This is a genomic window from Pseudanabaena sp. SR411 (assembly GCF_002251945.1).
GTDB lineage: Bacteria > Cyanobacteriota > Cyanobacteriia > Pseudanabaenales > Pseudanabaenaceae > Pseudanabaena.
Genome location: NZ_NDHW01000044.1, coordinates 1 through 1193 on the forward strand (window position 1 = coordinate 1; position 1193 = coordinate 1193).

2 protein-coding genes and 2 pseudogenes are annotated in these 1193 nt (G+C 41.2%); 1 reads left to right on the forward strand and 3 read right to left on the reverse strand.

Annotated elements, in window-relative coordinates; translation table 11 throughout:
* From B9G53_RS02920 to B9G53_RS28920, 3 genes and pseudogenes are all read right to left on the reverse strand, one after another.
* On the reverse strand, positions 1-180 hold a 180-nt coding region (locus B9G53_RS02920), incomplete at its 3' end, for a transposase (RefSeq protein ID WP_369682991.1).
* 16 nt (positions 181-196) lie between these two features.
* Complete coding sequence (locus B9G53_RS26610) at positions 197-376, reverse strand: hypothetical protein (RefSeq protein WP_141211689.1); 180 nt, start codon at positions 374-376, stop codon at positions 197-199.
* Positions 333-599 (reverse strand): annotated as a pseudogene (locus tag B9G53_RS28920) (transposase); the annotation flags it as partial. The pseudogene B9G53_RS28920 and the gene B9G53_RS26610, both read right to left, overlap by 44 nt.
* A gap of 325 nt (positions 600-924) precedes the next feature.
* Here B9G53_RS28920 and B9G53_RS02935 point away from each other — a divergent pair.
* Positions 925-1104 (forward strand): annotated as a pseudogene (locus tag B9G53_RS02935) (IS5 family transposase); the annotation flags it as partial.
* Between the last annotated feature and the right edge of the window lie 89 nt (positions 1105-1193).

The window sequence follows — 1193 nt, forward strand, 5'->3', positions numbered from 1 at the left end:
CATGGCAGAATTAACAACAGCCTCACTTACTTCAGGAAGACGTTCGTAGTCTTTACTCAATCTTCGCTGCTTACCAAGCCAAGCAAAAGTACGTTCTACAACCCAACGACGAGGTTCTAACTTAAAGCCCTGCTCTCTTTTTTCGGACAGAGTTAAATTGATACCCAAGCTATCCATCAAAGATTGGAATTTGCGACTACGACAACCTAAATGCCCAAACTTGTGCCAATTCAGGTTGACTTAATTTACCAGCCATGACGACAGTTCGTGCAGCAACCACATCCGCAATGTTGGCAGCTTGTACCAATATCACCAATACTAATCCGAGCATGTCAACTAATATGCCTTCTACGACCGTTGACTTTTTTATTGCCATCAAAACCTCGTTCCTCACCGCCAACATCTGTAGTCTTGGTTGATTGTGAATCAATCATGGCAGCAGTTACGTTTTTTTGTTTTCCTGCCTTTTCTCTTACCTTATCTCGCAGCTTTTCATGAATTYCTTCAATGATTCCCTTGMGTTGCCATCGCCGAAAGTACATATATACTGTGTCTGATGGCRGAAAATCATGCGGGAGCRTATCCCAAGCACATCCACTTCTTGTCCAATATCAAGATGGCATTGACTACTTCTCRTAGATTTGTGGTGCGTTTTCTCCCTTGCGCTACGTCAGATTTTGCCGCAGGAAACATATCTTTGATAATTTCCCACTGCTGATCTGTTAAATCTGTTGGGTATCTTTTTCTAGACATTTTATGATTTTGTTTTTTCTAGTTTCTCTCCTGACCTTTATTTTATTCTCCTCCTTAATATTTCCTTTACAAATACCTTCTATAATTAGGGCTTGCTGAGAAAGGCAGAAACAGTTGCAATCATTAGTTTTCAAAGGTTGCAAAAGCTGATAGAATGCAAGGAAAAGCCCATTCGAGAACTTCTATCTTCCATTTAGTGGAAAACTATCAGGAGAGAATCGATGGGTAAAGTTAGCGAAACTAATCCCATGGGAAAGTTTTGAGAGTGAATATGCCGAACAATTCAGCGCAGGAGAAGGAGCACCAGCCAAGAGCTTTCGGATGGCACTGGGAGCACTAATCATCAAAGAGATGCCACTGTCACACCAGTCGATATTCGCTATCTCACTGACATCAACCTATTGAATCAAGCAAGAGCACAAACTGATAAGATCATTGAT